At 61.3% G+C, this 24864-nt stretch carries 23 protein-coding genes; 14 read left to right on the plus strand and 9 right to left on the minus strand.

Translation table 11 applies throughout. The features are described from left to right. Positions 1 to 27: 27 nt before the first annotated feature. Both JFU58_RS13120 and JFU58_RS13125 read right to left on the minus strand, forming a co-directional pair. On the minus strand, positions 28 to 1680 hold the full coding sequence (locus JFU58_RS13120) for an acyl-CoA dehydrogenase family protein (RefSeq protein ID WP_201140871.1): 1653 nt from the start codon (positions 1678 to 1680) through the stop codon (positions 28 to 30). Positions 1681 to 1768: 88 nt separating this feature from the next. Next, positions 1769 to 4141, minus strand: a complete 2373-nt coding sequence (locus JFU58_RS13125) for a hybrid sensor histidine kinase/response regulator (RefSeq protein ID WP_093204772.1) — start codon at positions 4139 to 4141, stop codon at positions 1769 to 1771. 286 nt (positions 4142 to 4427) lie between these two features. Between JFU58_RS13125 and JFU58_RS13130 the strand changes: the two genes are divergently transcribed. The 4 genes from JFU58_RS13130 to JFU58_RS13145 all read left to right on the plus strand — a co-directional run bounded on the left by JFU58_RS13130 (position 4428) and on the right by JFU58_RS13145 (position 7955). Continuing rightward, entirely contained in the window at positions 4428 to 5225 is a 798-nt protein-coding gene (locus JFU58_RS13130) for a hydroxymethylpyrimidine/phosphomethylpyrimidine kinase (protein ID WP_026077821.1), read from the plus strand. 18 nt (positions 5226 to 5243) lie between these two features. Next, positions 5244 to 5870, plus strand: a complete 627-nt coding sequence (gene thiE, locus JFU58_RS13135) for a thiamine phosphate synthase (RefSeq protein ID WP_017476236.1) — start codon at positions 5244 to 5246, stop codon at positions 5868 to 5870. Positions 5871 to 5891: 21 nt separating this feature from the next. Further along, positions 5892 to 7175, plus strand: a complete 1284-nt coding sequence (gene hemL, locus JFU58_RS13140; RefSeq protein WP_063026923.1) for a glutamate-1-semialdehyde 2,1-aminomutase — start codon at positions 5892 to 5894, stop codon at positions 7173 to 7175. A 225-nt stretch (positions 7176 to 7400) separates the two neighbouring features. After that, positions 7401 to 7955, plus strand: a complete 555-nt coding sequence (locus JFU58_RS13145) for a tetratricopeptide repeat protein (protein WP_017476238.1) — start codon at positions 7401 to 7403, stop codon at positions 7953 to 7955. 129 nt (positions 7956 to 8084) lie between these two features. Here the strand turns inward: JFU58_RS13145 and JFU58_RS13150 are convergent, their stop codons facing one another. Then, the gene (locus JFU58_RS13150) at positions 8085 to 8411 is read right to left on the minus strand and encodes a DUF1820 family protein (protein ID WP_003215457.1); all 327 of its coding nucleotides are present in this window, start codon (positions 8409 to 8411) and stop codon (positions 8085 to 8087) included. Between the two features lie 132 nt (positions 8412 to 8543). On the opposite strand from JFU58_RS13150, the gene miaB reads away from it, so the two are divergent. The 5 genes from miaB to lnt all read left to right on the plus strand — a co-directional run bounded on the left by miaB (position 8544) and on the right by lnt (position 13976). Then, positions 8544 to 9872, plus strand: coding sequence for a tRNA (N6-isopentenyl adenosine(37)-C2)-methylthiotransferase MiaB (gene miaB, locus JFU58_RS13155; protein ID WP_029292236.1), 1329 nt, complete (start codon positions 8544 to 8546; stop codon positions 9870 to 9872). A 237-nt stretch (positions 9873 to 10109) separates the two neighbouring features. After that, the gene (locus tag JFU58_RS13160) at positions 10110 to 11111 is read left to right on the plus strand and encodes a PhoH family protein (RefSeq protein ID WP_201140872.1); all 1002 of its coding nucleotides are present in this window, start codon (positions 10110 to 10112) and stop codon (positions 11109 to 11111) included. Then, positions 11104 to 11577, plus strand: coding sequence for an rRNA maturation RNase YbeY (ybeY, locus tag JFU58_RS13165; protein ID WP_017476241.1), 474 nt, complete (start codon positions 11104 to 11106; stop codon positions 11575 to 11577). Before JFU58_RS13160 ends, ybeY begins: the two co-directional genes overlap by 8 nt. A gap of 27 nt (positions 11578 to 11604) precedes the next feature. Next, entirely contained in the window at positions 11605 to 12444 is an 840-nt protein-coding gene (locus JFU58_RS13170) for an HlyC/CorC family transporter (RefSeq protein WP_003215451.1), read from the plus strand. A gap of 8 nt (positions 12445 to 12452) precedes the next feature. Next, positions 12453 to 13976, plus strand: a complete 1524-nt coding sequence (gene lnt / locus JFU58_RS13175; protein WP_201140873.1) for an apolipoprotein N-acyltransferase — start codon at positions 12453 to 12455, stop codon at positions 13974 to 13976. Positions 13977 to 14112: 136 nt separating this feature from the next. Here the strand turns inward: lnt and JFU58_RS13180 are convergent, their stop codons facing one another. Both JFU58_RS13180 and JFU58_RS13185 read right to left on the minus strand, forming a co-directional pair. Then, positions 14113 to 14874, minus strand: coding sequence for a YdcF family protein (locus JFU58_RS13180; RefSeq protein ID WP_201140874.1), 762 nt, complete (start codon positions 14872 to 14874; stop codon positions 14113 to 14115). A gap of 103 nt (positions 14875 to 14977) precedes the next feature. After that, complete coding sequence (locus JFU58_RS13185; RefSeq protein ID WP_063026915.1) at positions 14978 to 15295, minus strand: hypothetical protein; 318 nt, start codon at positions 15293 to 15295, stop codon at positions 14978 to 14980. 261 nt (positions 15296 to 15556) lie between these two features. On the opposite strand from JFU58_RS13185, the gene leuS reads away from it, so the two are divergent. The 5 genes from leuS (at position 15557) to JFU58_RS13210 (ending at position 21571) form a co-directional block, all read left to right on the plus strand. Continuing rightward, positions 15557 to 18163: a leucine--tRNA ligase gene (gene leuS / locus JFU58_RS13190; protein ID WP_063026913.1), complete on the plus strand. Its 2607-nt coding sequence runs from the start codon at positions 15557 to 15559 to the stop codon at positions 18161 to 18163. A gap of 89 nt (positions 18164 to 18252) precedes the next feature. Beyond that, positions 18253 to 18858, plus strand: a complete 606-nt coding sequence (locus JFU58_RS13195; protein ID WP_017476246.1) for an LPS-assembly lipoprotein LptE — start codon at positions 18253 to 18255, stop codon at positions 18856 to 18858. Between the two features lie 39 nt (positions 18859 to 18897). Next, complete coding sequence (gene holA, locus JFU58_RS13200; RefSeq protein ID WP_201140875.1) at positions 18898 to 19935, plus strand: DNA polymerase III subunit delta; 1038 nt, start codon at positions 18898 to 18900, stop codon at positions 19933 to 19935. An 84-nt stretch (positions 19936 to 20019) separates the two neighbouring features. Further along, positions 20020 to 20184, plus strand: coding sequence for an alternative ribosome rescue factor ArfA (gene arfA, locus JFU58_RS13205; protein WP_003176285.1), 165 nt, complete (start codon positions 20020 to 20022; stop codon positions 20182 to 20184). A gap of 61 nt (positions 20185 to 20245) precedes the next feature. Then, positions 20246 to 21571, plus strand: a complete 1326-nt coding sequence (locus tag JFU58_RS13210; protein WP_093204755.1) for a lytic murein transglycosylase — start codon at positions 20246 to 20248, stop codon at positions 21569 to 21571. Positions 21572 to 21700: 129 nt separating this feature from the next. On the opposite strand, the gene JFU58_RS13215 is transcribed toward JFU58_RS13210, so the two are convergent. From JFU58_RS13215 to JFU58_RS13230, 4 genes are all read right to left on the minus strand, one after another. Next, positions 21701 to 22636, minus strand: coding sequence for a S66 peptidase family protein (locus tag JFU58_RS13215; protein WP_201140876.1), 936 nt, complete (start codon positions 22634 to 22636; stop codon positions 21701 to 21703). A 236-nt stretch (positions 22637 to 22872) separates the two neighbouring features. After that, a complete protein-coding gene (lipA, locus tag JFU58_RS13220; protein ID WP_003215441.1) occupies positions 22873 to 23892 on the minus strand; it encodes a lipoyl synthase in 1020 nt (339 codons plus the stop codon). A 2-nt stretch (positions 23893 to 23894) separates the two neighbouring features. After that, positions 23895 to 24542 (minus strand): lipoyl(octanoyl) transferase LipB, encoded by a 648-nt coding sequence (gene lipB / locus JFU58_RS13225; protein WP_017476251.1) that lies wholly within the window; start codon positions 24540 to 24542, stop codon positions 23895 to 23897. Next, entirely contained in the window at positions 24542 to 24817 is a 276-nt protein-coding gene (locus JFU58_RS13230; RefSeq protein ID WP_003215438.1) for a DUF493 domain-containing protein, read from the minus strand. Before JFU58_RS13230 ends, lipB begins: the two co-directional genes overlap by 1 nt. Positions 24818 to 24864: the final 47 nt, after the last annotated feature.

Raw genomic sequence — 24864 nt, forward strand, 5'->3', positions numbered from 1 at the left:
CGATCAATAATGTGGGAGCGGGCTTGCTCAGGAAAAAGGAGGTGTCGAGCGCGCGACAATCGCTTCCACATTCACACCGCGCGGCAAGGTGCCATAGACCCGGCCAGACGACTCACCCAGTCGGCTGGCGATAAAACCATCACTCACACTGGCATTACCCGCCTCCAGCAACAACTTGGCCTGCAACGCCACGGCAATGTCCTCGGTCAGTTGTCGGGCACGGTACTGGATGTCCTGGGTGTCCATAAAGGCCGACTTCAACTGCTCGATGTGCCGCGCCAGGTGCTTGTGACCACGACCATCCCCCAGCTCGACAAACAACGCTTCCAGCACGCCGGGTTCTTTCGACAAGGCCCGCAGCACATCCAGGCACTGCACATTGCCGGAACCTTCCCACGTGGAATTGACCGGCGCCTCACGGTACAAACGCGGCAGGATGCTGTCCTCCACATACCCGGCCCCGCCCATGCACTCGGCGGCTTCGTTGATCATCGCCGGGGCGCGTTTGCAGATCCAATACTTGCCCACCGCCGTTACCAGACGAGCGAATTTGGCTTCCTGTTCGTTATCCAGATGGTCCAGCGCGCGGCCCATGCGCATGCTCAAGGCCAGGGACGCTTCGCTTTCCAGGGCCAGGTCGGCCAGTACGTTTTGCATCAGTGGTTGCTCGCTGAGCACCCGGCCGCCCACCAGACGGTGGGCACAATGATGGCTGGCCTGGGTCAGCGCCTGGCGCATCAAGGCGCTGGAGCCGACCATGCAATCGAAACGGGTCATGGCCACCATTTCGATAATGGTCGGTACGCCGCGCCCTTCTTCGCCGATCATCCAGGCCAGCGCCCCGCGAAACTCCACTTCGCTGGAAGCGTTGGAGCAGTTGCCGAGCTTGTTTTTCAGGCGCTGGATGTAGAACTCGTTGCGGGTGTCATCCGGGCGGTGCCGGGGCAACAGGAAACAGGTCAGGCCCTTGTCGGTCTGGGCCAGGGTCAGGAAGCCATCGCACATCGGCGCCGAGCAGAACCACTTGTGTCCCACCAACTCATACGCCTGGCCCGGGCCGCCGGCGCCCACCGGGTAAGCGCGGGTGGTGTTGGCGCGCACGTCGGTGCCGCCTTGTTTCTCGGTCATGGCCATGCCAATGGTGGCGCCGGCCTTGTGGGCGATGCCGACGTTCCGCGGGTCGTATTTGGTGGCGAGGATTTTCGGCAGCCAGGTTTCAGCCAGGTCCGGCTGCAAACGCAGGGCCGGCACGCAGGCGAAGGTCATGGTCAGCGGGCAGCCGGTGCCGGCTTCGGCCTGACTGTGCAGGTAAGTCATGGACGCGCGGGCCACATGGGCGCCGGATTGTGGGTGGGCCCACGGCAACGACGGCAGGCCATGCTCGACGGCGGTGCGCATCAGCTCGTGGTAGGCCGGATGAAATTCCACCAGGTCGATACGATGACCAAAACGGTCATGGCTGTTGAACACCGGCTTGTTCTGGTTGGCCAGGAAACCGGCCTCCATCAGCGGCCCGCCTGCCAAGGCACCGTAGGTATCGATACGCTGCTCGGCCCAGCCGGCCCCAAAGCGCCGGGACCATTCTTGCAGGGGGAGATCGATACGGTACAGGTTGGTGCCGTCCAGGGACGGTGGCTGGTTGGTGACGTCGTGGGTTTCGGCGAACTGGTGCAGGTTCATGACGGGCCTCCTGAAAAAAGGCCACGTTCATTGAGGCCTGAATTTCAGTTAAGCACCGTCAACCGGGTTAAAAAAGTGGCATAAGCGCCTAAGTGGCGGCGCTTTCACCCTCGACCATATGCAACAACCGCAGTTGCAATACTAGCTGCAAGGCCTCGAAGCGTACTGGCTTGGCCACTCGATCAGTGACACCCACACCATGACAGCCCTCACGCTCCGGAGCTTGCAATGAAGTGCTCAAGGCGATCACCGGCAGCTCGCCACAGCCAGGCAATGCACGGATCTGGCAACACAGCGAGAACCCGCCCTCCGGCACATCCAGCAGCACCGCATCGAAGGATTCACTCTGCAACAGCGCCAGGGCAGCCGGTCCGTTGTCGACGGTTTTCACGCGGTAACCGAGCTTGAGCAACATGCCGCGCACCACCAATTGCGCCACGCTGTTGTCGTCCACCAGCAACACCGTGCACTCCTGAGGCGTACGTTGCGCCTGCGGCACTCGTCGTACGGGCTCAGGATGCACCGGGCTGACGGCCAGCTCCAGCTGGAAGCGACTGCCGCGTCGCGGCTCGGAATTATGCGTAAGGCGACCTCCGAGCAACTCGATCAATTGCCGGCAGATCGCCAGGCCAATACCCATGCCGCCGTATCGGCGAGTGGTCGAGCCATCGAGCTGGAAGAAGCGCTGATAGAGGGTCGCTTCATCGAGGTAGGCGAAACCGATGCCGGTGTCGGTGACAATAAAGGTCAGGCGCAGGGTTCCGTCCGCCTGGGGCACGCCAACCACCCGCACACGTACCGAACCCTCGTGGGTGAACTTGAAGGCATTGTCCAACAGGCAATCCAGGCATTGCGCCAACTTGCCGGCGTCACCGTTGATGCGGTCCGGCAGGTCCTCCGCCAGATCAATGGAGAACTCCAGGCCCTTGCTCTGGGCGCTGGCGGCAAACTGCTGACGCAAGGTGTCGAGCAACCCGCGCAGGCTGAACACCTGGGGTTGCGGGCTAAGGCGCCCGGCCTGCAATTCGGTGAGGGTGAGGATGCCGTTGACCATGCGCATCATCTCGCGCGCCGCACCAGCGGCGGTTTGATGGTACTGCGCAAGGTCACCCGGCAGCGGCTCGGTCTGCATCAACTCCAGGGAGCCGATCACGCCGTTCATCGGAGTGCGCAATTCGTGGGTCAAGGTGGCGAGGAATTCGTCCTTGAGCTGGTTGCTGCGAGCCAGTTGCGTGTTGAGCACTTCGAGCTTCTGGCTGGCATCAAACAGGATTTGCGCCTGTTGCTCGCGCATCGAATTGATCCGGTCGGCCAGGGCCAGGGACAGCAAGGCCACTTCGAGTGCCGAGCCGATCTGGCTGGCGTACATCGTGAGAAACACATTGGGCAGGTAGCCCAGGACCATCATGGTATTGACCACACCGCCCAACAGGAACGCGGTCCAGGCGATGATGAAATAGCGCGCCATCCGCTGGCCGCAATACCAGGCCTTGATGGCTGCCACAAAGATGGTCACGGTGAACACCAGCGCCAACCCGGTGGCCAGGCGCAACGCCAGCGCATAGCTGGTGAACAGCGCCAGCACCATCACTCCCGCGCCGCAGACGGCCAGCGCCACCAGCAGCCGGTTGATCCAGCGGCTGTAAAGCGCGGTGTGCAGGAAGCTGCGGGCAAACAGGCTGCCGAACAGCGCCGCCGAACCGATCAGGAACGGCACCGCCGCATTCGCCCACCATGGGTTGTTGGGCCAGAAGTACTGCACGGCCACGCCGTTGACCGACAGCTGATACAGGCCGAACGAGGCGATATAAAGGATGTAATAGAGATAGCTGGTGTCGCGCACGCTCAGGTAGATGAACAGGTTGTAGATCAGCATGCCAAGCAACACGCCGTAGATCACACCCAGCACATAGAGGCGCAATGGCTGTTCTTCGAGGTACGCGGTGGTCGACCAGAGGGTCAGCGGCGCCTGGATCGAGCCCTGGCTTTGCAGGCGCAGGTATAGGGTTTCTCGTTGGTCCGGCGCAAAGTCGAGCTTGAACAGGTAGTTGCTCTGACGAATTTCGCGGCTGGAAAACGGCAGGATGCTGCCGGTGCGCGACACCAGTCGATAGTTGCCGACGCTGTCGGGCTGGTACAGCTCCAGTTGGTTCAGCGGCGGATAGGCCAGTTCCAGCAGCCAGTTGCGCGAGGCATCCGGGTTTTTGGGACGGTAATGAAGGTCGATCTTGAGCCAGAACACCGAGCGTGAATAGCCGGCATTCAGGGTGGCTTTGTCATGGGGTTTGAAGCGGCTGGCCAGGATCGGGGAGCTGATATCGCCAATCGTCAGGGCACCCGTTGGGTCTTCAAGGACTTGCATCACTTGGCCCAGGGGCAGGCGGGAGGTGGACTCGTTGAACTCGACTGCGCCGGCCAGCATCGGCAGCCCGCTCAACAGTAACATCAGCAAATAGCGCATAGAGCCCCAGCGTGACCTGTCCGGTTATGTCAAAAGCCTCCATTCCTTTTGAGTAGACGTATACCGGCGATACAGTTATTGGTTTTAATCCACTCTAGCATAGCCATTACAGGCCAAAAGACACCATTGAAATAATTTTTTGAAAGGCTCTAGAGCGGGCATTACAGAGCATTTGACCTGCTTTCTACGATGATAGCAAACAGCCATTTAAGCCTGTTCATCCGTTAAAAATTCAACCATCGCCCGACAGCCACCCAAAAAGCGTTTGGTGGTAAGCTCGCGCACCATGAATATCTACAGCTCTCGCCCCGTTGTCCTCTGTCTCTCCGGCCATGATCCCAGTGGTGGCGCCGGCTTGCAGGCAGATATCGAAGCCCTGCTCGCCCAGGGTTGCCATGCGGCCCCGGCCGTCACCGCGTTGACCGTGCAGAACACCGTCAACGTCAGCGATTTCCGCGTGCTGGACCGCGAGTGGGTGCTGGCCCAGGCCAACGCCGTGCTCGGCGATTCCGAAGTGGCGGCCGTGAAACTGGGCATGCTCGGTTCCCTGGAAATGGTCGACACTGTGGTCGAACTGCTCAAGGCGCACCCGCATCTGCCGGTGGTCTGCGACCCGGTGCTGCGCGCCGGTGGCGGCGGCAGCCTGGGCAAGGACGAGGTTGGCTACGCCATGCGCGAGCGGCTGTTGCCGCTGTCGCTGATTGCCACGCCGAACCTGCCCGAAGCCCGCATCCTCGCCGAACTGCCCGAAGGCTCGGCGGACGAGTGCGCCGCGAAACTGCTGCCTTTCATCAAGCACCTGCTGATCACCGGCGGCCATGGCGACGAGCACGAAGTGCACAACCGTCTCTACAGCCGCGACGGCACGCACCAGACCTTTACCTGCCAGCGCCTGCCCGGCAGCTATCACGGTTCCGGCTGCACCCTGGCCAGCGCGCTGGCCGGTCGTTTGGCACAAGGCGAAGGTTTGGTCAGCGCGGTGCAATCGGCCCTCAACTACACTTGGCGCACCCTGCGTGACGCTGAACAACTCGGCCAGGGGCAATTCGTGCCTCGTCGTCTGCCGTTGGATTTCTGCTCGTAACACCAAGAGGCCTGCCCGATGAAACTACGTGGCCTTTATGCCATTACCGACAGCCAACTGTTGGCCGGCAAGTTCCTGGCCTACGTCGAAGCGGCGTTGGACGGTGGCGTGACCCTGCTGCAATACCGCGATAAAAGCAGCGACGAAGCGCGCCGCCTGCGGGAAGCCGAAAAACTGCGGGAGCTGTGCTCGCGCTACAAGACGCAACTGATCATCAACGATGACGCCGAACTGGCCGCGCGCCTCGGCGTCGGCGTGCACCTGGGCCAGACCGACGGCCCGCTGACCCCGGCCCGTGCGCTGCTGGGCTCCAAGGCGATCATCGGCTCCACCTGCCACAGCCAGATCGAACTGGCTGAGCAGGCTGCCAAGGAGGGCGCCAGTTACGTCGCCTTCGGCCGCTTCTTCAACTCCAACACCAAGCCCGGCGCCCCGGCGGCCACCGTTGAACTGCTGGCCCAGGCCCGCGCGCGGTTGCACCTGCCGATCTGCGTGATCGGCGGCATCACCCTGGAAAACGCCGAGCCATTGGTAGCCCACGGTGCCGACCTGCTGGCGGTAGTCCACGGCCTGTTTGGTGCCGACAGCACCCAGGAAGTCACACGCCGCGCCCGCGCCTTCAACGAATTGCTCAAGCCTCAATAATCGATTTCAGAGAGCCCGATCATGTCCCGTTCCGAAACCCTGTTTGCCAATGCCCAGAAACACATCCCCGGCGGTGTGAACTCCCCCGTGCGAGCGTTCAAGAGCGTTGGCGGCACCCCGCTGTTCTTCAAACACGCCGAAGGCGCCTACGTCACCGACGAAGATGACAAGCGCTACGTCGACTACGTGGGTTCGTGGGGCCCGATGATCCTCGGCCACAGCCATCCCGACGTGCTGGACGCGGTGCGCCAGCAGCTGCAACACGGCTTGTCCTATGGCGCACCGACCGCCATGGAAACCGAGATGGCCGACCTGGTCTGTTCCATCGTGCCGTCCATGGAGATGGTGCGGATGGTCAGCTCCGGCACCGAAGCCACCATGAGTGCGATTCGCCTGGCCCGTGGGTTTACCGGTCGCGACAGCATCATCAAGTTCGAAGGCTGCTACCACGGCCACTCCGACAGCCTGCTGGTCAAGGCCGGCTCCGGCGCGCTGACCCAAGGCGTACCGAGCTCCGCCGGTGTACCGGCCGCGTTTGCCAAACACACCCTGACCCTGCCGTTCAACGACATCGCTGCCGTCGAGCAGATGCTCAGCGAAGTCGGCCAGGAAGTGGCGTGCATCATCGTCGAGCCGGTGGCCGGCAACATGAACTGCGTGCCGCCGGCGCCGGGTTTCCTGGAAGGCCTGCGGGAACAGTGCGACAAGCATGGCGTCGTGCTGATTTTTGATGAAGTGATGACCGGTTTCCGCGTTGCCCTCGGCGGCGCCCAGGCTTACTACGGCGTGACGCCGGACCTGAGCACCTTCGGCAAGATCATCGGTGGCGGCATGCCGGTGGGCTGCTTCGGCGGCAAGCGCGAAATCATGCAGCACATCGCGCCGCTGGGCCCGGTGTACCAAGCAGGCACCCTATCGGGTAACCCGCTGGCCATGGCCGCCGGCCTGACCACCCTGCGCCTGATCAGCCGCCCGGGCTTCCACGCCGAGCTGACCGACTACACCACTCGCCTGCTGGACGGCCTGCAACAGCGCGCCGATGCGGCCGGCATTCCGTTCGTGACCACCCAGGCGGGCGGCATGTTCGGCCTGTACTTCAGCGGCGCTGACGACATCGTCACCTTCGATGACGTGATGGGCAGCGATGCCGACCTGTTCAAGCGCTTCTTCCATCTGATGCTGGAAGGTGGCGTGTACCTCGCCCCGAGCGCTTTTGAAGCCGGCTTCACCTCGATCGCCCACGGTGATGCCGAGCTGAAACTGACCCTCGATGCCGCCGAGCGCGCCTTCGCCGCCTTGAAATAAGCGGCGCAAAAATCCGACGTCGCCCCTGGCGGCGTCAGATTTGCTACTTTGCTTACAGGCATTTCCGTCTTTTTTCGAGAATTCACCTGCAATCCGGCAGATAACTTGCCCACGCAGCAGAAAAACGAGTAAAGACTTTGTAAGCAGGTGCCTGCTTATTTCATAATGCGCGCTTATTGGATCCCCCCGTGGGTCCCGCGCCCCGTCAGAGGTAAGTCGATTCCCATGAAACGCACCGGCCGCACCCTGGTTCTGGGCTGCCTGTTGCTCCTTCAGCCGCTGCTGGCGTTTGCCCAGGCAGGCGGCAACTCGTTGTTAATCCCAGCGATGGGTCGTTGCACCCTCAATACCCAGCCAGAAAGCCAGGCCGAAGCCCTGAGCGCGTGCCAGAAACAGGCCGACGGTGGGGATGCGCAGGCACAATACGAGTTGGGCGAGTACTTCTACGACAGTAAAAACCCCGCACGCGACCTCAACAAGGCCTTGAGCTACTTCGAGAAAGCCTCGTTGCAGGGCCACGCCCAGGCGCAATTCCAGCTGGGCACCATGTTTTTCCACGGCGAAGGCGTACCGGCCAATAACGTTCAGGCGTATATCGTGCTGAAAATGGCGGCGGTCAACGGCGCCGAAGATGCGCTGGACACGGCCGATGAAGTGGCCGAACACATGCAGCGGGACGAACTGGAAGTGGCAACCCAGGTACTGGGACAGATTTTCCGCAACTACCTGCAGGAACTGCAGAGCGCAGATGGCAGCTCGCCATTTTCGCCACTGCCCTGAGTTTTGTAGCGCCTTTACTGCCGCCTTCGCGAGCAAGCCCGCTCCCACATTCGACTGTATTCCAAAGGTGGAACTCGGTCGAATGTGGGAGCGGGCTTGCTCGCGAAGGGGTCGACGCGGTCTTAAGCCTTACTTCTCAGGCATCGGCATCGGAAACGGCATGACATTGCTCATGCCACGGGCTTCGCTGATTTTCGGCGTGCCCAGGCGCTCGACTTCATCGATACGCACGATCGAATGCATCGGCACAAAACTGCGCACCACGCCCTCGAACTGAGCCTTGAGTTTTTCCTCGCCCGGGTCGACGACCAACTGTGTGCGCTCGCCAAAGACGAACTCTTCCACTTCCAGGAAGCCCCACAGATCACTTTGATAGATCTGCTTGGCGTACATTTCGAACACCTGGCCCTGGTTAAGGAAAATCACCTTGTAGATTGGAGCTTCACGTTTGGTCATGGTGGGCGGGTAACACATCGGGGGATATAAAAGAGGGCGCGAACTATAGCATGGCGTCCGATGCACAGTGCTAGGAACCTATCGGCATGCCCCCTATAATGCGCGGTTCTTTACCACCAGTTGACGATCCCCATGGCCAAGAAGCTTTACATCGAAACCCACGGTTGCCAGATGAACGAGTACGACAGCTCGCGCATGGTCGATCTGCTGGGTGAACATCAGGCCCTGGAAGTCACCGCCCGCGCTGAAGACGCCGACGTGATCCTGCTCAATACCTGCTCGATCCGCGAGCGAGCCCAGGACCGGGTCTACTCGCAGTTGGGCCGCTGGCGCGAACTGAAACTGGCCAACCCGGACATGGTGATCGCCGTCGGCGGTTGCGTGGCCAGCCAGGAAGGCGCCGCCATTCGCGACCGCGCACCGTACGTCGACGTGGTGTTCGGCCCGCAAACCCTGCACCGCCTGCCGGAAATGATCGACGCCGCGCGCATCACCAAGCTGCCGCAAGTCGACGTCTCGTTCCCGGAAATCGAAAAATTCGACCATTTGCCCGAGCCGCGTATCGACGGCCCGAGCGCTTATGTGTCGGTGATGGAAGGCTGCAGCAAGTACTGCACCTTCTGCGTGGTGCCCTACACCCGCGGTGAAGAAGTCAGCCGCCCGTTCGACGACGTACTGGCAGAGATCATTCACCTGGCCGAGAACGGCGTGCGTGAAGTGACCCTGCTGGGGCAGAACGTCAACGGCTATCGCGGCCAGACCCATGACGGGCGCCTGGCGGACCTCGCGGAGTTGATCCGCGTAGTCGCCGCCGTCGATGGGATCGAGCGGATTCGCTACACCACCTCGCACCCGCTGGAATTCTCCGACAGCCTGATCCAGGCCCACGCCGAAGTGCCGGAACTGGTCAAACACCTGCACTTGCCGGTGCAATCGGGCTCGGACCGCATCCTCTCGGCGATGAAGCGCAACCACACCGCCCTGGAATACAAATCCAAATTGCGCAAATTGCGTGCGGCGGTGCCGGGGATCTGCATCAGCTCGGACTTTATCGTCGGCTTCCCGGGCGAGACCGAGAAAGATTTCCAGCAGACCATGAAGCTGATCGAAGACGTTGGTTTCGACTTCTCCTACTCCTTCGTCTACAGCCAGCGCCCGGGCACCCCTGCGGCGGATCTGGCGGACGAGACCCCGGAAGCGTTGAAGAAAGAGCGCTTGAACGCCCTGCAACATCGCCTCAACCAACAAGGCTTCGAGATCAGCCGACAGATGGTGGGCTCGACCCAGCGCATCCTGGTGACCGACTACTCGAAAAAAGACCCTGGCGAATTGCAGGGCCGGACCGAGAACAACCGGATCGTCAACTTCCGCTGCGATAATCCGACACTGATCGGGCAGTTCGCCGACGTGCACATTGACGCGGCACAACCGCACTCGCTGCGCGGCTCGCTGATTAACTAAGATCCCGGTTCTCAAGCCAAATGAAGATCAAATGTGGGAGCTGGCTTGCCTGCGATTGCGATATAACAGGCAGCATATATTTCGGCCGTGCCGGCCCCATCGCAGGCAAGCCAGCTCCCACAGTGGATCCCCGTTGTTCTTGAGAGCGGGCCCGGGCTATATAAGTGCTTTCGTACCCGCGCCACTGGCGTTATCCTTGATTTCATCTTAATTGCCCCAGGGCGGCTAAAAACGACCTTGAACGCACCCATAGAACCACATCGTTTCCTCCTCGAGCCCTTTGAGGCTCGCCGTTTCGCCAATCTGTGCGGACAGTTCGACGAGCACCTGCGCCTGATCGAACAACGCCTGAGCATCGAGATCCGCAACCGCGGCAATCAATTCGAGCTTATTGGTGAACCCCAACACACCACCTCGGCAGAAAACCTTCTGCGCCGCCTCTACCGGGAAACCAAAGGTAGCGAGCTGTCGCCGGAAACGGTGCACCTGTACCTGCAGGAATCCGCCGTGGAAGACCTGGCGAATAACCCGGTAGCCGAAGCCAGCGTCGCGTTGCGCACCAAGAAAGGCATGATTCGCCCTCGCGGCTTGAATCAGCAGCGCTACGTCAAAGAGATCCTGGGTAACGACATCAACTTCGGCATCGGCCCGGCCGGTACCGGCAAGACCTACCTGGCCGTGGCCTGTGCGGTCGACGCCCTCGAGCGTGAGCAGGTGCGACGCATCCTGCTGGTGCGCCCGGCGGTGGAAGCCGGCGAGAAACTGGGCTTTTTGCCCGGCGACCTGGCCCAGAAGATCGACCCGTACCTGCGCCCGCTCTACGACGCGCTCTACGAGATGCTCGGCTTCGAATACGTGGCCAAGCTGATCGAGCGCCAGGTGATCGAGATCGCCCCGCTGGCCTACATGCGCGGTCGGACGCTGAACAACAGCTTCATCATCCTCGACGAAAGCCAGAACACCACCGTCGAGCAGATGAAAATGTTCCTGACCCGGATCGGCTTCGGCTCAACGGCCGTGATCACCGGCGACGTCACCCAGGTCGACCTGCCCAAAGGCACCAAGTCGGGCCTGGCCCAGGTGATCGACGTGCTCAAGGACGTGCCGGGGATCAGCTTCACCCACTTCATGCCCAAAGACGTGGTCCGTCACCCGCTGGTGCAGCGCATTGTCGAAGCCTACGAGCGCTTCGAACACCGCGATGACCAACCGGCCAAGGACACTCGCCACGATGCTTGAGCTTGACCTGCAGCTGGCCACCGAAGCGCCCGCCCCCAGCGAAGAACAGTTCCGCCAATGGTGCGCCCTGGCCCTGCGCCAGCGCACCGCCGACTCGGAACTGACCATTCGCCTGGTGGACGAGCCCGAAGGCCGTGAACTGAATCACACCTGGCGACAAAAAGACTACGCGACCAACGTGCTGTCCTTTCCCGCTGACGTCCCCGACGAGTTGCTGGATATCCCATTGCTGGGCGACCTGGTGATCTGCGTCGAAGTGGTCGAGCGTGAAGCGAAGGAACAGGGCAAGGAACTTGAGGCCCACTGGGCCCATCTAGTCATCCACGGCTGCTTGCATCTCTTGGGTTACGACCATATAGACGATGACGAAGCCGAAGAAATGGAAGCGCTGGAACGAACGTTGCTTGCAGAACTGGGTCATCGCGACCCATATGCAGATGACGAAATAGAAACTACACCTAACTGACACAACAAAGGATTTAGAGTAATCGCTATGAGCGAAGACCGATCGAGCAACGGGCAAAAGTCATGGCTGGGGAAACTCACCCAGGCCTTTGCCCACGAGCCGAAAAACCGCCAGGAGCTGCTGGAGCTGCTGCGCGAGGCACATCAGAACAAGTTGCTGGACAGCGAAGCGCTGGCCATCGTCGAAGGCGCCATCCAGGTCGCTGACTTGCAAGTGCGGGACATCATGGTTCCGCGCTCGCAGATGGTCAGCATCAAGGCGACCCAGACCCCACGGGAATTCCTCCCGGCCGTTATCGATTCGGCGCACTCGCGCTACCCGGTGATCGGCGAAAGCCATGACGACGTCATGGGTGTCCTGTTGGCCAAGGACCTGCTGCCGCTGATCCTCAAGGAGAACGGCGACAGCTTCAACATCAAGGACCTGCTGCGTCCTGCCACCTTCGTCCCCGAATCCAAGCGCCTGAATGTGCTGCTGCGCGAATTTCGTGCGAACCACAATCACATGGCCATCGTGATCGACGAATACGGCGGTGTGGCCGGCCTCGTGACCATCGAAGACGTGCTGGAACAGATCGTCGGCGACATCGAAGACGAACACGATGTGGAAGAAGACAGCTACATCAAGCCGCTGCCCAGCGGTGATTTCCTGGTCAAGGCCCTGACGCCGATCGAGAACTTCAACGAGTTCTTCGACAGCGAATTCTCCGACGATGAGTTCGATACCGTTGGCGGCCTGGTGATGAGTGCGTTCGGGCATCTGCCAAAACGTAACGAGACCACCGAGATCGGTGCTTACCGCTTCCGCATCCTGAATGCTGATAGCCGCAGGATCCATCTGATTCGCCTGACACCTATTGCCCGCTAAGGACTGACATGCGCCGTATGATTGCACCCGGCTGGCCCGGTAACCTGCTGGCCGTGGTGGCCGGCGCCATCACCACCCTGGCGCTGGCGCCGTTCGATCTCTGGCCGTTTGCGCTGGTGGCGGCCGGGTTCTTTTATGCGGGATTGCGTGAACTGACACCGCGCCAGGCCTTGTGGCGTGGCTGGTGTTTCGGCTTCGGCCTGTTTGGCGCCGGTACCAGCTGGATCTACTACAGCATTCACCACTTCGGCGGCGCTTCGGTGCTGCTGGCTGGCATGCTGATGCTGGCGTTTACGGCGGCCATTGCCTGGTTCTTTGCCCTGCCCGCCTGGCTGTGGGCGCGCTGGCTGCGTCGCAACGAAGCACCACTGGCGGACGCCCTGGCCTTCGCGGCGCTGTGGGTTGGCCAGGAAGCGTTTCGCGGCTGGTTCCTCACCGGTTTTCCTTGGCTCTACTCCGGTTACAGCCAGCTCGACGGCCCCCTCACCGGCCTTGCGCCGCTGGGTGGCATGTGGCTGATTTCCTTTGCCCTGGCGCTGACCGCCGCTCTGATCTGCAACCTGCCGCGCCTGCTGGCGGGTAAGCGCAACCTGTTCATCGGTGCCGGCTTGCTGCTGTTGGTGGCGCCGTGGGTCATCGGCCTGGCACTCAAGCATCACGCCTGGACCAGCCCCTCTGGCGCGCCGCTGACCGTGGCGGCCGTCCAGGGTAACGTCGAACAAAGCATGAAGTGGGACCCCGAGCAGTTGAATGCGCAGCTCGCGCTGTACCGCGACATGAGCTTCAGCTCCAAGCCCGTCGACCTGCTGGTATGGCCGGAAACCGCTGTGCCGGTGCTCAAGGAATCCGTCGAGGGTTACCTGGGCATGATGGGCAAGTTCGCTGCCGACCGGCACACCGCACTGATCACCGGCGTGCCGATTCGCCAGGAAGTGCACCACCAGAAGCGCTTCTTCAATGGCATCACGGTGGTGGGCGAAGGCGACGGCACCTACCTGAAGCAAAAGCTGGTGCCGTTTGGCGAGTACGTGCCGCTGCAGGACATGTTGCGCGGCTTGATCGCATTCTTTGACCTGCCGATGTCGGACTTCGCCCGCGGGCCGTCCGACCAGGCTTTGCTGCAAGCCAAGGGCTATCAGATTGCGCCTTTCATTTGCTATGAAGTGGTGTACCCGGAGTTCGCCGCCGGCCTGTCGGCCCGTAGCGATTTGTTGCTGACCATCAGCAACGACACCTGGTTCGGCCGCTCCATCGGCCCGCTGCAGCATTTGCAGATGGCCCAGATGCGCGCCCTGGAAGCCGGTCGCTGGATGATTCGCGCCACCAACAATGGCGTGACCGGCCTGATCAACCCGTACGGGCAGATTACCGTGCAGATCCCGCAGTTTGAACGCGGGATTCTCTACGGTGAAGTGGTGCCGATGCACAACCTCACGCCGTATCTGGAATGGCGCTCGTGGCCGTTGATCATCCTGTGCCTTGGCCTGTTTGGCTGGGCGCTGTTGGCGGGCCGGATGTCGAAAACGGTTTAATAGAAATACTCGAATAAATGTGGGAGCTGGCTTGCCTGCGATAGCATCACCTCGGTGTAACTGACACACCGAGGTGCCTGCATCGCGGGCAAGCCCGGCTCCCACAGAAGCCCGCTCCCACATTTGACCGGCGGTATTACCTGTAAAACATCCGGTAGCCCACCTGCCCCACTGCTTCATTCAGCAACTGCCCGCTCTGCCAGATTGACTTGAATTCCGGCATCCAGCCACCCAGTGGCCGGGCGTTGTCCAGGCCCAGGAATCCCACCGGCGCCGGAACCACCGTAAACCCGGCCTTTTCGAAGCTCCAGCGCGAACGCGGCATGTGCCAGGCCTGGGTTACGACGACCACACGTTTGATCCCCTGGGGCAGCAGAATCTCTGCACTCATTTGCGCGTTTTCCCAAGTGGTACGGCTGCGTTCTTCCTTCCAGCGTACGCTCACGCCAAAGTCATCCTGCATCGACACCGCCATCACCTCCGCCTCGCTTGGTGGCGTGCCGTAGTGCAAGCCACCGCTGGTCAGCACCGGCAAACCCGAAGCCTTGGCCAAGCGGGCCGCATAGCGCTGGCGCTCAAGACCGATACCCGTCGGCTGATCGGAGCCCCACGCCGGATCCCCGCGTTCACGCCCGGACCCCAATACCACAATGGCATCAGCCCGCTGCGCCAGGGTTGCCCATTCGTCACGCGCCAAAGGCGGCTCGGTCTCCAGGGCCTTGGCCCCCCACTGCACCACCACCGGCAGGCTCATCAACCACATCCCGCCGAACCCCAGGGCAAAGCCCACCGCCGCCAGTCGCGGCCGGCTGCGACGAAACCACCAGGCAAGCGCCAGCAACAGCAACAGAATGCCGGGCGGCAACAACAATTGTTTAATGAAATAACGAATAGGCATCGGGCATCTCCAAAGATGCCCGAAGCCTAAGGTGTAACGAGGTTTAGCGACAATCTTTACAAGAACAAACGTTGAGAAGGCTACAGATCACTAACGCGGTACTTCACTTGAAACGCACGGACCGGAGTTTTTCCGGGCCGCGACCGGCCGACAGATCCTTGAGCCATACCACCTTGGCCGAGCGCGAAACCTCCTGGGCTGGCGGGGAGGCCATGCCATGGGGCGCGCGATGCTCATTTAACTCCAGATACACCTTGATCACGTCCAGCTCTGCCTGGCTCAAGCCACGCAGTTCCAACTCCAGAGGCCGCTCATCACACAATCGGCCTGCGGTTTTTGCTGCATCCAGTGCTCGACCCAAACGGTCGATCAGTCCTTCGTACACCTGCGGTTTCGTTAAAGTTCTCTGCAAATCAACCATCCCTCACCTCATTGAAGATAAGACTCACTCCCCAATAAACAGCGTAGTCCTGCTGGCCCCGCCTGCCTGACGCCGCGACCAACGGCCTCGGCCGCGCAATCAGGGTTTCCCTCGATAGAGTGGGGTCATGTATGCTACGGCGCTTCCTGTAACTCCACTTCCCGCAGGGTTTGGGCACGGACGCGCCGCTTTTTGGTGTCGATCAACCTGAACGTTGCACCGAAGAGGATTAGGCCACCCCTATTCAGTTCAAAAGTAGCCATGCACGAACAATATCAGCCCCGTGAAATAGAAAATGCCGCCCAGTCGTTCTGGGATGAGCAAAAGTCCTTTGAAGTCAGTGAACAGCCAGGCAAGGAGACTTTCTATTGCCTATCGATGTTCCCTTACCCCAGCGGCAAGCTACACATGGGGCATGTGCGCAACTACACCATCGGCGACGTCATTTCCCGCTACCAGCGCATGCTGGGCAAGAACGTCCTGCAACCCATGGGTTGGGACGCCTTCGGCATGCCGGCGGAAAACGCCGCGATGAAGAACAACGTAGCGCCCGCCAAGTGGACCTACGAAAACATCGCCTACATGAAGACCCAACTGCGCAGCCTGGGCCTGGCGGTGGACTGGTCCCGCGAGGTGACCACCTGCAAGCCCGACTACTACCGCTGGGAACAATGGCTGTTCACTCGCCTGTTCGAAAAAGGCGTGATCTACAAGAAGAGCGGCACGGTGAACTGGGACCCGGTGGACCAGACCGTGCTGGCCAACGAACAAGTGATCGACGGCCGCGGCTGGCGTTCGGGCGCGCTGATCGAAAAACGCGAAATCCCGATGTACTACTTCAAGATCACCGCCTATGCGGATGAACTCTTGTCGAGCCTCGACGATTTGCCGGGCTGGCCCGAGCAGGTCAAGACCATGCAACGCAACTGGATCGGCAAGTCCAAGGGCATGGAAGTGCAGTTCCCGTACAACGTCGACTCCATCGGCGCCGAAGGCGTACTGAAAGTCTTCACCACCCGTCCGGACACCCTGATGGGCGCGACCTACGTCGCCGTGGCCGCTGAGCACCCGCTGGCCACCCAGGCCGCACAGAACAACCCTGAGCTACAGGCGTTCATCGCCGAATGCAAAGGCGGCAGCGTGGCCGAAGCCGACGTCGCCACTCAAGAGAAAAAAGGCTTGCCGACCGGGCTGTTCGTCGAGCACCCGTTGACCGGCGAGAAGCTGCCGGTGTGGGTCGCCAACTACGTGTTGATGCACTACGGCGATGGCGCGGTAATGGCCGTGCCAGCCCACGACGAACGCGATTTCGAATTCGCCACCAAGTACAGCCTGCCCATCAAGTCCGTGGTGCGCACCAGCTCCGGTGACACCAACCCGGCCCCGTGGCAAGACGCCTACGGCGAGCATGGCACCCTGATCAACTCCGGCGAGTTCGACGGCCTGGATTTCGAAGGCGCCTTCGACGCTATCGAAGTCGCGCTGATCAAGAAAAACCTCGGTGCCTCGCGCACCCAGTTCCGCCTGCGTGACTGGGGCATCAGCCGCCAGCGCTACTGGGGCTGCCCGATCCCGATCATCCACTGCGAAACCTGCGGTGACGTGCCGGTGCCGGAAGACCAACTGCCCGTCGTGTTACCGGAAGATGTAGTGCCGGACGGCGCCGGTTCGCCCTTGGCGCGCATGCCAGAATTCTACGAGTGCACCTGCCCGAACTGCGGCGCCCCGGCCAAGCGTGAAACCGACACCATGGACACCTTCGTGGAGTCCTCGTGGTACTACGCCCGCTACGCCTCGCCGCACTATGAAGGCGGCCTGGTGGAAAAATCCGCGGCCGACCATTGGTTGCCGGTAGACCAGTACATCGGCGGCATCGAACACGCCATCCTTCACCTGCTGTACGCGCGCTTCTTCCACAAGCTGATGCGTGACGAAGGCCTGGTGAGCTCCGACGAGCCGTTCAAGAACCTGCTGACCCAAGGTATGGTGATTGCCGAGACTTACTACCGTCGCGAAGCCAATGGTGCCTACACCTGGTTCAACCCGGCGGACGTCGAGTTGGTGCGTGACAGCAAGGCCAAAGTGATCAGTGCCAAGTTGATCTCCGACGGCCTGCCGGTGGAAATCGGCGGCACCGAGAAGATGGCCAAGTCGAAGAACAACGGCGTCGACCCACAGTCGATGATCGACCAGTTCGGCGCAGATACCTGCCGCCTGTTCATGATGTTCGCCTCGCCGCCCGACATGAGCGCGGAATGGTCCGACTCCGGCGTAGAGGGTTCGCACCGTTTCCTCAAGCGCGTCTGGCGCCTGGCGCACGCCCATGTCAGCCAGGGCTTGCCGGGCAAACTGGACGTTGCAGCCTTGAGCGATGAGCAAAAAGCCATTCGCCGTAGCACCCACCTGGCTATCAAGCACGCCAGCCAGGATGTGGGCCAGCACCACAAATTCAACACCGCCATCGCCCAGGTGATGACGCTGATGAACGTGCTGGAAAAAGCACCGCAGGTCACCGAACAGGACCGCGCGCTGGTACAGGAAGGCCTGGAAACGGTCACCCTGCTGCTGGCACCGATCACGCCACACATCTGCCACGACCTGTGGAGCCGTTTGGGCCACAGCGGCGCAGTCATCGATGCCGGCTGGCCGGTACAGGATGACAGCGCCCTGGTACAGGACACGCTGCAACTGGTGATTCAGGTCAACGGCAAGCTGCGTGGCCAGATCGACATGCCAGCCAGCGCCAGCCGTGAAGAAGTCGAAGCCGCCGCCCGTGCCAATGAGAACGTGCTGCGCTTCACCGAAGGCCTGACGATCCGCAAAGTGATCGTGGTGCCCGGCAAACTGGTCAATATCGTCGCTAGCTAATCGGATCGGGCGCCAGGGCATTACCTTGGCGCCGAACAAAACCTCCAGGGCCTCGATAAGGCCCACATGGTTTCAAGGGGAGCATCAAAATGATCAAACGCAATCTGCTGGTTATGGGCCTTGCCGTGCTACTGAGCGCTTGCGGCTTCCAGCTGCGCGGCACCGGCCACACCGAACTGGCGATCAAGGAACTGGACGTCACCGCCCGTAACTCCTACGGCGAGACCGTTCAACAGCTGCGCCAGGTCCTGGAAAACAGTGGTGTCAAAGTCTATTCAGGCGCGGCTTACAAACTGAACCTGCTGGATGAGAAAGAAGAGCAGCGCAACCTCAGCTATGCCAGTGCCGGGCGTGCTTCGGACATCGAGCTGAGCACCACGCTCTTCTTCGAAATCCAGGGCCACGACCACCTGCCGTTGATGGGCGACAAAATCCAGGTACAGAAAGTCGTGAGCCACGACGGCAACAACCTGGTGGGCTCGGACTCCGAAACCATCCAGGTGCGCAAGGAAATGCGTCGTGAGCTCGTACAGCGCATGCTTCTGCGCCTGCAGCTGATCACCCCGGAAAAACTGGATCAACTGCAGCAAACGGCAGATAACAAGGCCAAGGCAGATGCCGATGCGCTGAAAGCGGCGCAAGAGTATGAAAACAGCCAGCCGAAACAATCGCCTGTCGAAGTCCCAGCTGAGTAAGCCAGACGGGGCGCCCCTGGCGCCCCGTTCGCCCTGCCTATGAAACTTGCCCCCGCCCAACTCGCCAAGCACCTGCAAGGCAGCCTCGCGCCCGTCTACATCGTCAGCGGTGATGACCCTTTGCTCTGCCAGGAAGCTGCGGACGCGATCCGCACGGCCGCCCGTCAACAGGGCTTCGATGAACGCCAGGTGTTCAGCGCCGATGCCAGTTTCGACTGGGGGACGCTGCTGCAAGCCGGGGCGAGCATGTCGCTGTTTGCCGAGAAACGCCTGCTGGAACTGCGCCTGCCTTCGGGCAAGCCCGGCGACAAAGGCGCGGCGGCATTGATGGAATACTGCGCACGCCCTGCCGAAGACACGTTGCTGCTGATCAGCCTGCCCAAGCTGGATGGCAGCGCGCAGAAAACCAAGTGGGGCAAGGCGCTGGTGGAAGGCGGCCAGACCCAATTCATACAGATCTGGCCAGTGGACAGCACTCAGCTGCCGCAGTGGATCCGTCAGCGCCTGTCGCAATCCGGGCTGAGTGCCAGCCAGGACGCCGTAGAGCTGATCGCGGCGCGAGTGGAAGGCAACCTGCTGGCCGCCGCCCAGGAAATCGAAAAGCTCAAGCTGATGGCAGAAGGCGGCCAGATCACTGTCGAAACCGTACAAGGCGCCGTGGCTGACAGCGCGCGCTTTGACGTGTTTGGTCTGGTGGATGCGATCCTCAACGGCGAACCCGCCCACGCCCTGCGCATGCTCGAAGGGCTGCGCGGCGAAGGCGTCGAGCCACCGGTGATTCTCTGGGCCCTGGCCCGGGAATTACGCCTGCTGGCCAATATTGCCCTGCAATACAGCCAAGGCATCCCGCTGGACAAGGCCTTCAGCCAAGCACGGCCACCGGTATGGGACAAACGCAAACCGCTGATCAGCAAAGCCCTGCAACGGCACTCGGCGCAACGCTGGGCGCAATTGCTGCTGGAAGCCCAGCGCATTGACGCGCAGATCAAGGGCCAGGCGGCGGGATCGCCCTGGATGAGCTTGAGTCGTTTGTCACTTTTGATGTCAGGACAGCGCTTGGCGCTGCCTGCTGAATAGTCCTACGTCTCGCCGGGCTGGACAGAATCCAAACTTCGGCCGATGATTCGCACCGCATCACCAACCCGCCAAAGAGTACCTATCATGAGCAAAAAGCCATCCAAGCATGGCCCCAACAAGGCCAAATCCATCATCGCCCAGCCGTTGTTCCGCAGTCGCCAGGAACGAGCCGGCAAAGGCAAAGGCAGCTACCGCCGCGAAGCCTTCCAGTCTAATAGCTGGGAGGCTTCTTACTTTCTGGCTGCCTGAAGGCAAGCGCCCCTCTGGCATGATAAGGTCTGTACCTGATTCGTACTCCCTGGACCTGTGCATGCCCTCTAGTCTTTCCCGTCGTTGGCACCTTCGCCAACTGATCGCTGCCTCCAGCCTCATTCTGTTAGTCGCCTGCGCGGAAAAACCCACCGCCGCCGATGCTCAACCCCTGCCCCCGCTCCAGACTGCACCGGTAGCTGCGCCTGCCGTCGTTGCGCCACTGGCGGTGGACAACCTTGATATCCAGCCGACCCAGACGTTTGCCGAATGGCAGGCCGGCTTTCGCGTGGAAGCCCTGAAGGCCGGTATCACGCCCCAGGTTTTCGACACAGCCTTTGCCAATGTCGTCCCCGATATGGCGGTGATCCGTGCCGACCGCAGCCAGCCGGAGTTCTCGCGCCCGGTGTGGGAATACCTCGATGGCGCCCTGTCGCCGCTGCGCGTGCGCAATGGCCAGTCGCTGCTGGTGAAATACGCTGACACTCTGCAACGCATAGAGGACCGTTATGGCGTCGACCGCCAGGCACTGGTCTCGGTGTGGGGCATGGAAAGTAACTTCGGCCAGTTCCAGGGCAACAACTCGGTGATTCGCTCCTTGGCGACCCTGGCATATGAAGGCCGTCGCCCGGCATTCGCCCAGGCCCAATTGCTGGCAGCACTGCAAATCATCCAGCACGGCGATATCTCTGCTGACCAGATGAAAGGCTCCTGGGCCGGGGCCATGGGCCAGACCCAGTTCATTCCGACCACCTACAACACCCACGCCGTGGACTTCGACGGTGACGGTCGCCGGGATATCTGGAACAGCCCGGCCGACGCCCTCGCCTCCACCGCGCACTACCTGCAAAGCTCCGGTTGGCAGAAAGGCCAGCCGTGGGGTTTTGAGGTGCAGCAACTGCCGTTGAACTTCGATTACGCCCTGGCCGATGGCAGCGTGCGTAAAACTGTAGGCGAATGGTTGAAACTGGGAATCCAGGTGCCGCCTGGCGCCAGTGTGCCGGCCAACGTGGACCAGCTTTCCGCGGCCCTGCTGCTGCCCGCCGGCTATCGTGGCCCGGCGTTCCTGGTGCTGGATAACTTCCGCGCGATCCTCAAGTACAACAACTCGTCGTCCTATGCGTTGGCGGTCGGTTTGCTGTCGGAACGGTTCGGCGGGGGTGGCTTGATTCGTGGGAGCTGGCCGAAAGATGAGCTGCCGTTGACCCGCTCACAGCGGATTGATTTGCAGACGGTGCTCAGTGCCCATGGTTACGATGCGGGCAACCCGGACGGGATCATTGGCGCCAATACCCGCAAGGCGATTCGTGCGGCACAGCAATCCCTGGGCTGGCCGGCGGACGGGTATCCGACGGTGAAGTTGCTGGAGTCACTGCAAAGCCGATAGATCGGCGTATGGCGACTACCGCCATCGCAGGCAAGCCAGCTCCCACCTTTGACCGCGTCGTTCATGATGTACGCGGTCAATGTGGGAGCTGGCTTGCCTGCGATGAGGCCTTAAGAAGCAACAGAAATCTTAAACCTTAAACACCACATCCTGCTCCAACACCAACCGCCTCTCCCCCGCATCCAACCGCACCCTCGCGCCTATCGGCAAGGTCAGGTTCGGATTGCAGTGCCCACTGCGCCAGCCGGACAGCACAGGAATGCACAACGGCTCGAAGGTCTGCTTCAGCAAGCGCTCAAGCGCAAGGCTATCAACCCCAGCCACATCCCCCACCACCACACCCGCCACCTGAGCCAGCTTGCCGGCCAGGCGCAAATGGGTGAGCAACCGATCAATGCGGTACAACGGCTCGTTAACATCTTCGATAAACAGAATGATGCCCTCGGCGTCCATCTCATACGCCGTGCCCATCACCGCTGCGATCATTGATAGATTGCCGCCCAGCAGACGCCCACAGGCGATGCCTGGCTCGACGGTGGTCAGCGGGTAGGCCACCGGGTGAGTCAGCTGGCTACCGGCTTTCACTTGCCCCCGCAGCATACTGAACAGCGACGACTCGGTAGGTTGTTGCTTTTCGCCTAACAGGTCAGCGTTGTACATCGGCCCATGGAAGGTGACGAAACCGGCGTAGCGGTTGATCGCCAGGTGTAAGGCGGTGATGTCGCTGTAGCCTACGAATGGCTTGGGGTTGGCCCGCAGCAGGTCAAAGTCCAGGCGGTCCAGCAGGCGTGGGGTGCCGTAGCCGCCGCGCAGGCAGAAAATCGCGTCGATGGTCGAGTCGGCAAACGCCGCGTGCAGGTCATTAAGGCGTACGTCATCACTGCCGGCGAGATAGCCATCACGCTGGCTCACGCCCGGAAAGATCCGCAGTGTGTAGCCCCGGGCGCGCATCCATTGCGTGGCCTTGTCGATATCCAGCTCGGCCGGCCCGGCAGGGGCAATCAGCCCGATCACGCCTTCGGCGCGCAGCGCAGGCACCGCACAAGTGGTCAGTTGAGTCGTCATCCATGGTTCTCCTCGTGTGGATTGCCCAAGGCACTCTAAACAGCAATGGTTGCAAACAGAAGAGGAAGAGTCAGTAGCAAATGTGGGAGCGGGCTTGGGTGGGAGCGGGCTTGCTCGCGAAAGCGGTCAGTCAGTCACCGAATAGGTCAACTGATCCAACGCATTCGCGAGCAAGCCCGCTCCCATCCAAGCCCGCTGCTCCCACAAGGGTCCTGCAGTGTCCGGCGTTCCGCGTATCAGGACACCAGGCTGGCCTTGACCAGTTTCGCCTGCTCGTCGGCGTGGTACGAGGAACGTACCAGCGGGCCGGAAGCGACGTTCTTGAAGCCCATCTTGTAGCCTTCTTCGGCAAACCAGGCGAACACGTCCGGGTGCACGAAGCGCTGTACTGGCAAGTGGCTGCGGGACGGCTGCAGGTACTGGCCGAGGGTCAGCATGTCGATGTCGTGTTCGCGCATGCGCTTCATGACTTCGATCACTTCTTCGTCGGTTTCGCCCAAGCCCAGCATCAGGCCGGATTTGGTCGGAATGTGCGGCATCATCTGCTTGAATTTCTGCAGCAGGGTCAGCGACCACTGGTAGTCCGAACCCGGACGCGCAGCCTTGTACAGACGCGGTACGGTTTCCAGGTTGTGGTTGAACACATCCGGCGGCTCGGCGGCGGTGATTTCCAGCGCCACGTCCATACGGCCACGGTAGTCCGGCACCAGGGTTTCGAGCATCACGTTCGGCGACAGCTTGCGGATCTCGCGGATGCAGTCGGCAAAGTGCTGGGCACCGCCGTCGCGCAGGTCGTCACGGTCTACCGAGGTGATCACGACGTACTTGAGTTTCAGGTCGGCGATGGCGATGGCCAGGCTTTCCGGCTCGTTGACGTCCAGCGGCTTCGGCCGGCCGTGGCCAACGTCGCAGAACGGGCAACGACGGGTGCAGATGTCACCCATGATCATGAAGGTCGCGGTGCCACCGGAGAAGCACTCGCCCAGGTTCGGGCAAGACGCCTCTTCGCAGACGCTGTGCAGCTTGTGTTTGCGCAGCAGGGCCTTGATGCGGTCGACTTCCGGCGAAACCGGGATACGCACGCGAATCCAGTCAGGCTTTTTCGGCAGTTCGGTGGTCGGAATGATCTTCACCGGGATGCGTGCAACCTTCTCGGCGCCGCGCAGCTTGACGCCGGCTTCTACCTTGGCACGCGGGGCCGGACGCTCGGTAACATCCAGCGTCGGGATCATGGTTTGCACTGCATCAGTAGTCATAATCAGTCGATTCCGCCCGTTAGGGTCGTCTGCTCAGCATAGTCGAGGTGTTTGACGAGCTGCGCGCGCAGCCGGGCACTTACCTCGGCAAATTCTAGTGGTGTTGCGTGATCGCTCAACTGGGTCATCGCCAAACCGGCGTAACCGCAGGGATTGATCCGTCGAAACGGCGCCAGGTCCATGTCCACGTTCAAGGCCAGGCCGTGAAAGGAACAGCCGTGGCGAATCCGCAGGCCCAGGGAGGCGATTTTCGCGCCCTCTACGTAAACCCCCGGAGCATCCGGCTTGGCCGCTGCGGTCACACCGTAGCTGGCCAGCAACTCGATCAGGCATGACTCCATGCGACTGACCAGCTCACGTACGCCAAAACCCAGCCTGCGCACGTCCAGCAACAGATAAGCCACCAATTGGCCTGGGCCATGGTAAGTCACCTGCCCGCCGCGGTCGACCTGCACCACCGGGATTTCTCCCGGCAGCAACAAATGCTCGGCCTTGCCGGCCTGGCCCTGGGTGAAAACCGGCGGGTGTTCCACCAGCCAGATTTCATCCGGGGCTTCGGTGCCGCGCTCGTTGGTAAACCGCTGCATGGCGTGCCACACCGGTTCATATGCCATTTGGCCGAGCTCGCGAAAGCCCAGGGTCTGTGACATCACAACACCATGTGCACGAAGCCGGTGGCCCGCAGTTCGCTGTTGATGTTGTAGAGCTGGTCCTGGTCAGTTGCAACGATGTGCAACTGAATGGTGGTGTACTTGCCGTTGGTGCTTTGACGCTCATCCACACGGTCATGGTTGATCGTCGCGTGTTTCTTGACGATCTCGATGATCTTGTCTTTGTTGCCCACACCCGTATCGCTGATCACCTTGACGGGATAGTCCACGTTTGGGAATTCGATCTTTGGCGCCTTTACTTCGGTATCGGTCATGGCGTAACGGCCTCGTAAGCGTAAGCCGTGGCGACGGGCATAACCCC

This window comes from Pseudomonas sp. TH34 (assembly GCF_016650865.1).
Classification (GTDB): Bacteria; Pseudomonadota; Gammaproteobacteria; order Pseudomonadales; family Pseudomonadaceae; genus Aquipseudomonas; species Aquipseudomonas yamanorum.